Genomic DNA, 8,085 nt, shown 5'->3' with positions numbered 1-8,085 from the left:
AGGCGGAGACTAGAAAATTGATGTGCGCGTCAGGAGTGAGGGTGGTGAGGTGCCCACTGGCGGGGTCCACGCTGACCAGGTCGCCCGCACCTTGTCCGATCGGCCCTTTCCAGGTGACAATCCGGCCGTCCGGCGACCAATCCAGCAAGTTCCCCAAGGACTCACCGGAGGTGATCTGGCGCACGTTCGCGGCCCCGGTTCCCTGCGCCAGCCATATGTTCGCGGTGCCGGTGTCTTCGGTGTCCACCAGCATGCGGCCATCGCTGGTCAGGTCGAGACTATCGAAGCCGTAATCGGTCAGATCATTGGTCAGGCGGCGCACCTCGCCCGTGGGGTAGGGCAGGAAGAAGATCTGCCCACGCAGTTCGCTGGGGTTAACCGCAGAAAATACCAGCCCGCTGCCGTCGGCCAGCCAGGCCGCGCGTCCCACCGGGCCGGCATGCTTGTAGATCTCCTGCACGCTGCCGTCCGCGGTGGAGACCGCCGCCAGGTAAAAATGGCCGGTGCCGAGGTCCTGGCCGCTGACCACGATGACCTTGCCGTCCGGGGACCAGGCCGGTCCCAGCAGTTGCCAGTCATGGGCGGCCGCCAGCACGCGCTCTCCGCTGCCATCCGCATTGGCGATCAACAGATCACTCTCAGCCTTGCTGGGTACACCGCGCAGGAAGGCGAACTGCTTTCCGTCGGGAGAGAAGCTGATGGGCGAGTCGATGTCGCGGACGAGTTGCCTTGGGGTGCCCCCCAGCACCGGCATCACATAGAGGTAACGGAAGTCGATCGTGCTCTTGTCGGAGCGGATGAAGTAGAGGTAGTTGCCGTCGGGCGAAAAGGTCATGCCCACGAAGCTGACTACGTCGGGCGGGAAGATCTGGACATCGCTGCCGGTGGCCACCTGCCGCAGCCACAACCCTTGCTTCTCGCCGTCGCGCAGGACATAGGCCACATAGCGGCCGTCGGGCGAGATGGCTACAGCGCTGGCCTTGCCGCTCTGCGTCACCTGGGTGATCTTCAGGTTCTCCAGGTTGAAGGCAGCGCGGCGCCCGGTGGTCCACTTGTAGACTCCGAAACCCACCGCCGCCAGCAGCAGGACCAGGAGCGCAATCCCGCCGAGCACCGCCCCTTTGTGCCGGCGTGCTTCGCCTAGCACGACCGAGGCACTGGAGGGCGCAGGCGTCACCACCGCGCCGGCGGATGCCGAGGCGGAGGCAGCCGCGCGCGTGCGCCCGGAGCTGGTGTCGCGCTTCAGCCGCTTCAACTCCGCGCGCAGGTCGGCGGCGCTCTGGTAGCGCAGGTCGCGGTCCTTCTCCAGCGCCGTGTGGATCACTTCGCCCAGCTTGCCGGGCAGGGTGGGGTTGAAGGTCGCCGGTGCGGCCGGCTCCTTGTTCAGGATCTCGTCGAAGATCACGGCGGAGGTGTCGCCCTCGAAGGGCAGCCGGGCGGTGGCCATCTGATAGAGCACGGCGCCGAAGGAGAACAGGTCGGTGCGCGGATCCAGTTCTTTGCCGCGCGCCTGCTCCGGCGACATGTAGGCGACCGTCCCCACGGCCACTCCTGGGCTGGTCAAGTGAGCCTCGGCGGTGGCCAGGGTGGGCGCGCCCGCGCCCAGCGAGCGCAGCTTCTGCTCGCTGGCCAGCTTGGCCAGCCCGAAATCCAGGATCTTGGCCTGCCCGCGCCGGGTGACGAAGATGTTGGCCGGCTTGATGTCGCGGTGGATGATGCCCTTGGCGTGGGCGGCGTCGAGAGCGTCGGCGATCTGGATGCCCAACTCCAGCAGTTCGCCCAACTCCAGCGGGCGGCCTCCGATATGCCGGTCCAAGGGCTCGCCTTCCAGCAGTTCCATGGCGATGAAGTGGCGGCCGCCCGCCTCTCCGATCTCGTAGATGGTGCAGATGTTGGGATGGTTCAGGGCGGAGGCGGAGCGCGCCTCCTGGCGGAAGCGCTCCAGCGCCTGCGGGTCCCCCGCCAGCTTCTCGGAGAGGAACTTCAGGGCCACGCGCCGGCCCAGGCTGGTGTCTTCGGCCTCCCACACCACTCCCATGCCGCCGGCGCCGAGCTGGCGGAGCATGCGATAGTGGGAAACAATCTCCTCAGACAAGAATGAGCCCTCTGCCCCCAGCGCGGCACTATAGGCTGGCCTAGCGGGCCGAGTCAACGCGGGCCGGGCAGCGGCGCGGCGCGCCTCAGCGCGACTTGGCTTCTGGGCGTCGCTGCCCGTCGCCGTGTCGGCGGCCCCACAATGTCTCAACTCGGACACGCTCCCAGACCTTTCTCTGCGCTCGCAACTCCTTTGTCGTGAATGCATTCGACGATGGTTGGCGCCGTGCTCTTTCCCTGGACAGCAGGTCGCGAAGAGGAGGACAGCCATGAGGCGCATCGGCGACACCTTCGACGCACGCCACGAGGCGGAACTCGTCCTGATCGAACTCTTCGCCCTCCTGGTTCTTCTTTTCTTGCTCGGTTCCGGAGCGGCATCCAACCCCGTCTCCCCAGGCGTGGCGACGCCCGGCGCCGAGCCGGTCGTGGCCCCGGCTCCCGCCAAGCCGGTGGACCAGCCGGCGGCGCCGGCCCCGCCGGCCACGGTCGTGAAGCACACCTCCCGCCGGCGGCGAGTGGTGATCAGCATCCCCGACCGCAAGCTGGCGGTGCTGGACCAAGGCACGGTGGTGAAGGTGTATCCGGTGGCGGTGGGCGCGGCGGGCAGCCCCAGCCCGAGCGGTGACTTCACGATCGTCTGCCGCGCGAGCGACCCAGCCTACCGGCACAACCGGCAGTTCATTCCGCCCGGCAAGAAGAACCCCCTGGGGGCGCGTTGGCTGGGGCTGAGCAAGGCGCACTACGGGATCCATGGCACCAACGACCCGGGCTCGATCGGCCACGCCGCCTCGCACGGCTGCATTCGCATGAACAACCAGGATGTCCGAGAACTCTTTGCGCAGGTCGAGGTCGGCGACGGGGTGGAGATCCACAGCCAGCGCGACCCCGGCCTGGAGCAGATCTTCGGCGAGCCGGCGCCGGTGGAAGAAGGCGCGCCGACCGCAGGTGCGAGCGAACAACTCTAAGGAGAAGCGATCATGCAAGTCACCGAGATGCTGCTGGGGTTGGGAACGGGGATGGTGCTCTCGCTGGGCCTGGGCCTGCTCCTGGCGCGGCTGCTGTGGGGCGGGCTGCTGCGCGTCATGTGCGTGTGCATGAGCCGGGCGCAGCGGACCGCCGTCTCACCCGCAATGCCCGCCGCTCTGGTGAGCGGCGGCCGCCGAATCTGGAACCCGAACCTGGGCCGGGCTTCGGCCCGTTGAGAGAAAGGAAGGAAGGCCATGCTGTTCCTCAAGTATGTGATGGTCCTGGCCGGGGTGGGGCTGCTCATCGTCGGAGCAGGCATCATGCTGTACGACGCGTACTTGGTGGCGAACTTTCGGCGCCGCGTGGCCCGGGGCACGGCAGAGAACCTGCTGCCGCCCGGGCCCGTCCGCTGGCGGCGTGCCGGAAAACTGGCCGTGATCGCCGTCCTGCCTCTGCTGCTGAGCCAGAGCATCGTGGTCGTGCCCAGCGGCATGGCGGGCGTGCGCATCAGCCAGATCTCCGGCACCCGGCCCGGGACGCTCTATCCCGGCGTCCACCTGGTCAAGCCGCTGGTGGAGCAAGTCGCGTTCTTCGACACCCGCGACCAGCTCTTCTCCACCGCCGCAGTCGAGCCGCCCAAGAAAGAAGGAGCCGCCGCGCCCGAGGTCCTGAAGGTGCAGGCGCGCGAGGGGTTGAACATCGGCCTGGCGGTGACCGTGCGCTATCGCCTGGACGCGCGCCGGCTCGACTTCATCCAGAACACCTTGCCGCAGCCGGTGGACAAGGAGATCGTGCCCGCGGTGGTGGCCTCGGCCTTCCGCGAGACCGTGCCCAACTACACCGTGCGTGACGTCTTCGCCACCCGGCGCGAGGAGGTGCGGCGCCGGGCCGCCGACCAGATCACGCTGAAGCTGGGCGCCAGCGGCATCGTGGTCGAGGAAGTCATGCTGCGCGACATCCAGCTTCCCCCGGAATACGCCAAAGGCCTCGAAGGCTTGCTGCTCAAGGAGCAGGAGAACGACCGCATGGGAGTGGAGACCGAGATCCAGCAGAAGCAGGTGCGCATCACCGAACTGCAAGCGGAAGCGGAGAAGGCGGCGCAGGTCAAGCACGCCGAGGGCGAGGCCCAGGTACACGTGCTGCAGGCCAAGGCCGAGGCCGACGCCATGCAGTACACGCTGCCGCTCAAGCAGAAGCAGATCGAGCAGTCGCGGCTGGAGGCCGAGGCACGCAAGGAAGCTACCATCAAGAACGCCGAGGCCGCCGCCGCCGCCAAAGTCATCGACAGCAAGGCGGAGCTGGAGCGGCGTAAGCTGCTGGCCGACGCCGAGGCCAACCGCATCCGCGTGACCGCCGCCGCCGACGCCGAGCGCCTGCAGTCCGAGGCCGCCATCCTCAACAAGAGCCCGCTGCTGATCAACAAGATCATCGCTGAGCGCCTCTCCGACAAGGTGCAGATCATGATGGTGCCGACGGACGGGAAGTTCTTCTTCACCAACGATGTCTTGCAGGGCATGAGGGCCGGCCAGACGGGCGGCACCTCCGACGACCCGTCCGGGCGCGGCGACGGGCAGCGATGAACCGGCTCGCCACCCGCGGCTAGAGAAAGGAAGGAAGGCCATGTTGCTCCTCAAGGTGGTGGTGGTGCTGGCGGGGATGGGGATCTTGGTGGTGGTCGCGGGACTGCTGCTGTACGACGCGTGCCTGGCAGTCAATTTCCAGGGCCACGCGCCCCGGAGCAAGGCCGAGCACCCGCTGCCGTCGGCCCCCGCGTTCCGCCGGCCCGCCGTCTTTCTCTACCAGCGGGCCCTGGCAGCGCACGCCGCCCAGCCCCTGGATGCCCGGGTGCTGAGGATCCGACGGCGCGTGCGCGCGTCACGACGGGCAACCACGAGTTAAGTTCCGCCGGCTAATCCAAAAGGTGGCCTCGCCTCCGCCGCGGCGGGGCCACCTCAGCCGGCGGGTTCGACCAAGCGGCAGAGCACAGAGTAGCGTGGCAACAGCGGCGGCTGGAGCCTTTGCTATAATCCGGCCGCGATCTCCCGCACGCTCCAGAAAGGCGCCGGATGCGCTTCCCGCGAGTCCTTCCCCTGTGCTGCGCCGTGCTGCTGGTGCTGGTAGGCGCGCTTCCCTGCCACGCCGACCCTCTGGAAGACGCCGCCCGCGTTCTCGCCCGCGACATCGTAGCCAGGACCGGCCCCGGCACCGCCCTCGCGCTCAGCCTGCAAAACCTGTCTTCCCTAGGGAGCGAGGACGCGGCCGAGGTCCGCCGCGCCCTGGAGAGCGAGTTGCGCCATCGCCAGGTGCAACTGGTGCCGGCGGAGCGCGCGGTGGCGGAGGTCAAGGTCACGCTGGCGGAGAACCCCGCGGGCTATTTGTGGGTGGCGGAGGTGCGGCAGGGCAACTCGCGGGACCTGGTGATGCGCACGGTGGCGCGGTCCAGCGCAGCGGCGGCGGCGCGCCCAACCAGCCCGCTGGTCATCCAGAAGACCCTGCTCTGGCAGCAGAGCACGCCCTTTCTCAATCTGGCCCTGCTGCAGCCGGCCCATGGCGACGCGCGCCTGCTGGTCCTCGAGGCCGCCCAGGTCTCGCTCTATCGCTTGCAGGGCGGACGCTGGCAGTTGGAGCAATCGGCGCCGGTGCTGCATGCGGGAACGCCGGCGCGCGACCTGCGCGGGCGCCTGTGGTTGCACTCCGACCTGGTTTCCTTCGACGCCTACCTGCCGGGCGCTTCCTGCAGCGGAACGGTGCAACCCGCACTCACGCTGAGCTGCCGCGCCGGGGACGATCCCTGGCCGCTCGGGCCTGGGTCCAAGGACTCGCTCGCCGCCTTCTACGGTTCGGGACGCGACTTCTTTTCCGGCGCGCTGACCGCCGGCAACAGCCGCAACGCCAATGTGCCGCCGTTTTACTCGGCGGCGCCGCTGGGAAGCGGCTGGGCCTTCACCGGGATCGACGGCCAGGCGCGCTGGATGAACGGGAGCGGTCCCCTGCTTCCCCTGAGCCTGCACTCGGGCAGCGAGCTGGCGGGCGTGGCCAGCGGCTGCGGCGCGGGCACGCAAGTGCTGGCCACCGGGCGGGGCGATTGGGAGGCGCCCGACTCGGTCCAGGCGTACGAGCCTGCCGGGCGCGACCTGGCCCCGGCGGGCGCGCCGGTCTCCTTCGACGGTCCCGTGCTGACCCTCTGGACCGAAGCCGATACCCGCACCGTCCTGGCGGTGTCTTACAACCTGAAGACAGGGAGCTATGAGGCGCATCGTCTCGCCATTGCTTGCAGCCAGTAGCCTGCTGCTGTGCCTGGGCGCAGCCGGAGCGACTCGCCCGCACTACGGCGGGCGGCTGCGGGTGGAGATGCAAGCGGCGCCCAACTCGCTCGATCCCACCGCGCCGGAGCGCTACGCGCCCTACGCCGTGGCCCGGGCCCGCATCGCGGAATTGACTTTCGACCGCCTGGTGCGGCTCGACGCCAATGCCCAGCCGCAACCCCAATTGGCTACCGCCTGGCAGCACGACGCCGGGTACAAGCGCTGGGAGTTCCAACTACGTCCGGGAGTGAAGCTACACGACGGCTCACCGCTGACGCCGCAGATCGTGGCCGAAGCGCTCGCCGCCGCCAACTTCGCCTGGCGCGTGCGGGCCACGGCGGACACGGTGATCGTCGAGTCCGACTCGCCCCTGCCCGGCCTGCTCGCCGACCTGGCCACCACCCGCTACTCCATCGTGAAGCGCGACGGCGACCGCCTCATCGGCTCCGGACCCTTCCGCCTCGCGCAGTGGCAGCCAGGGCAGCGCGCGGCGCTCACCGCCAGCGAAGACTACTGGGGCGGGCGGCCTTACCTCGACGGGGTCGAGGTGCAGATGGGGCGCTCGCTGCGTGACCAGCAGATCGACTTGCAGACCGGCCGTGCCGACGTGGTCGAGGTCGCGCCCGACCAGGTACGGCGCAGCGCGCAAGCCGGCCTGCGCGTGGCGCAGTCGCAACCGGTGGACCTGGTGGCGCTCGTCTTCACCCCCGGGGCCCCAGCCGCCGACGACGCGCGCCGGCGCGAGGCGCTGGCGCGCTCCCTGGACCGCGCCGCCATCGCCACTGTCCTGCTGCAGCGCCAGGGCGAGCCCGCCGCTTCCCTGCTGCCGCAGTGGATGAGCGGATACGCCTTTCTCTTCCCCGCGGCACCCGACCTGGCGCGCGCGCGGCAGCTCCGCGCCGAGCTTCCCGCCGCCCTGCCGCTCACTCTGGCCTTTGACTCCGCTGACCCGCTCGGGCAGGCCATCGCGGAGCGCATCGCCCTGGATGCCCGCGAGGCCGGGCTCACCGTACGCGCCTTCGGCGAGATGATGTCGGCGCGCCCCGGCAACGCCGACGTGCGCCTGGTGCGCGTCCGCCTGGGCTCGCCCGACCCAGGGGCGGCGCTGGCCGAAGCCGCGGCTGCGCTCGACCTTGCTCCGCCCGCGCGCGGCGCCGGCCTGGCCGATCCCCAGCAGCTTTATGAGTCCGAGCGTGCCCTGCTCGAGGACTTCCGCGTGGTGCCGCTCTTCCATCTGCCAGAGGCCTGCGCGCTCAGCCCGCGCGTGCACGACTGGAAAGAAGAGCCGGCGGGAGACTGGCGCTTGGAGGATGTCTGGGTGGAAGGCGCGCCGTGAGCTTCCGCGGCAAACTGCTGGCGCTGTTCACCGCCGCCATGGTGGTGGCGGTGGCTCTGGTGGCGGTCATCGTCTCCGGCGCCACCCGCCGCGCCTTCGAGCACGCCGATGAGCAGCGCACCGATGCCCTGGTGACGCAGTTCCGCCGGGAGTTCGCGCACCGCGGCGGGGAAGTCAGCGGGCGCGTGGCCGCGCTGGCCGCCGCCGAGCCCACCCTGCGCATGGCCATCGCGCTCAGCGGCCCCAACCCCGATCCCGCGCCCTACGTCAACGAAGCCGCCGCCATGGCTGCCTCGCAGCAGCTCGACTTCCTGGAGATCGTGGGCAGCGACGGTGCCATCATCTCGTCGGCGCAGTGGCCGGCGCGCTTCGGCTATCACGAGG

General features: G+C 69.6%; 8 protein-coding genes. 7 read left to right on the top strand and 1 reads right to left on the bottom strand.

The genetic code is table 11. From position 1 onward, the window contains the following. A partial coding sequence (locus VEG08_08760; GenBank protein ID HXZ28074.1) for a protein kinase occupies positions 1–2,065 on the bottom strand: 2,065 nt, incomplete at its 3' end. A gap of 298 nt (positions 2,066–2,363) precedes the next feature. Here VEG08_08760 and VEG08_08755 point away from each other — a divergent pair. From VEG08_08755 to VEG08_08725, 7 genes are all read left to right on the top strand, one after another. Then, positions 2,364–3,059, top strand: a complete 696-nt coding sequence (locus tag VEG08_08755; protein HXZ28073.1) for a L,D-transpeptidase — start codon at positions 2,364–2,366, stop codon at positions 3,057–3,059. A gap of 12 nt (positions 3,060–3,071) precedes the next feature. Next, positions 3,072–3,296 carry a hypothetical protein gene (locus tag VEG08_08750; GenBank protein ID HXZ28072.1) on the top strand — a complete coding sequence of 75 codons (225 nt, stop codon included), beginning with the start codon at positions 3,072–3,074 and terminating at the stop codon, positions 3,294–3,296. An 18-nt stretch (positions 3,297–3,314) separates the two neighbouring features. After that, complete coding sequence (locus tag VEG08_08745) at positions 3,315–4,640, top strand: SPFH domain-containing protein (protein ID HXZ28071.1); 1,326 nt, start codon at positions 3,315–3,317, stop codon at positions 4,638–4,640. A 40-nt stretch (positions 4,641–4,680) separates the two neighbouring features. Then, on the top strand, positions 4,681–4,959 hold the full coding sequence (locus tag VEG08_08740; protein ID HXZ28070.1) for a hypothetical protein: 279 nt from the start codon (positions 4,681–4,683) through the stop codon (positions 4,957–4,959). A gap of 167 nt (positions 4,960–5,126) precedes the next feature. After that, positions 5,127–6,344 (top strand): hypothetical protein, encoded by a 1,218-nt coding sequence (locus tag VEG08_08735; GenBank protein HXZ28069.1) that lies wholly within the window; start codon positions 5,127–5,129, stop codon positions 6,342–6,344. Then, positions 6,307–7,701, top strand: coding sequence for an ABC transporter substrate-binding protein (locus VEG08_08730; GenBank protein HXZ28068.1), 1,395 nt, complete (start codon positions 6,307–6,309; stop codon positions 7,699–7,701). Before VEG08_08735 ends, VEG08_08730 begins: the two co-directional genes overlap by 38 nt. Continuing rightward, on the top strand, positions 7,698–8,085 hold a 388-nt coding region (locus tag VEG08_08725; protein HXZ28067.1), incomplete at its 3' end, for a hypothetical protein. The genes VEG08_08730 and VEG08_08725, both read left to right, overlap by 4 nt.

The organism is Terriglobales bacterium (assembly GCA_035624475.1).
Taxonomy (GTDB): Bacteria; Acidobacteriota; Terriglobia; order Terriglobales; family Acidobacteriaceae; genus DASPRL01.
Note: the sequence above shows the minus strand (reverse complement) of the source record. Positions and strands in the feature narration are given on the sequence as shown.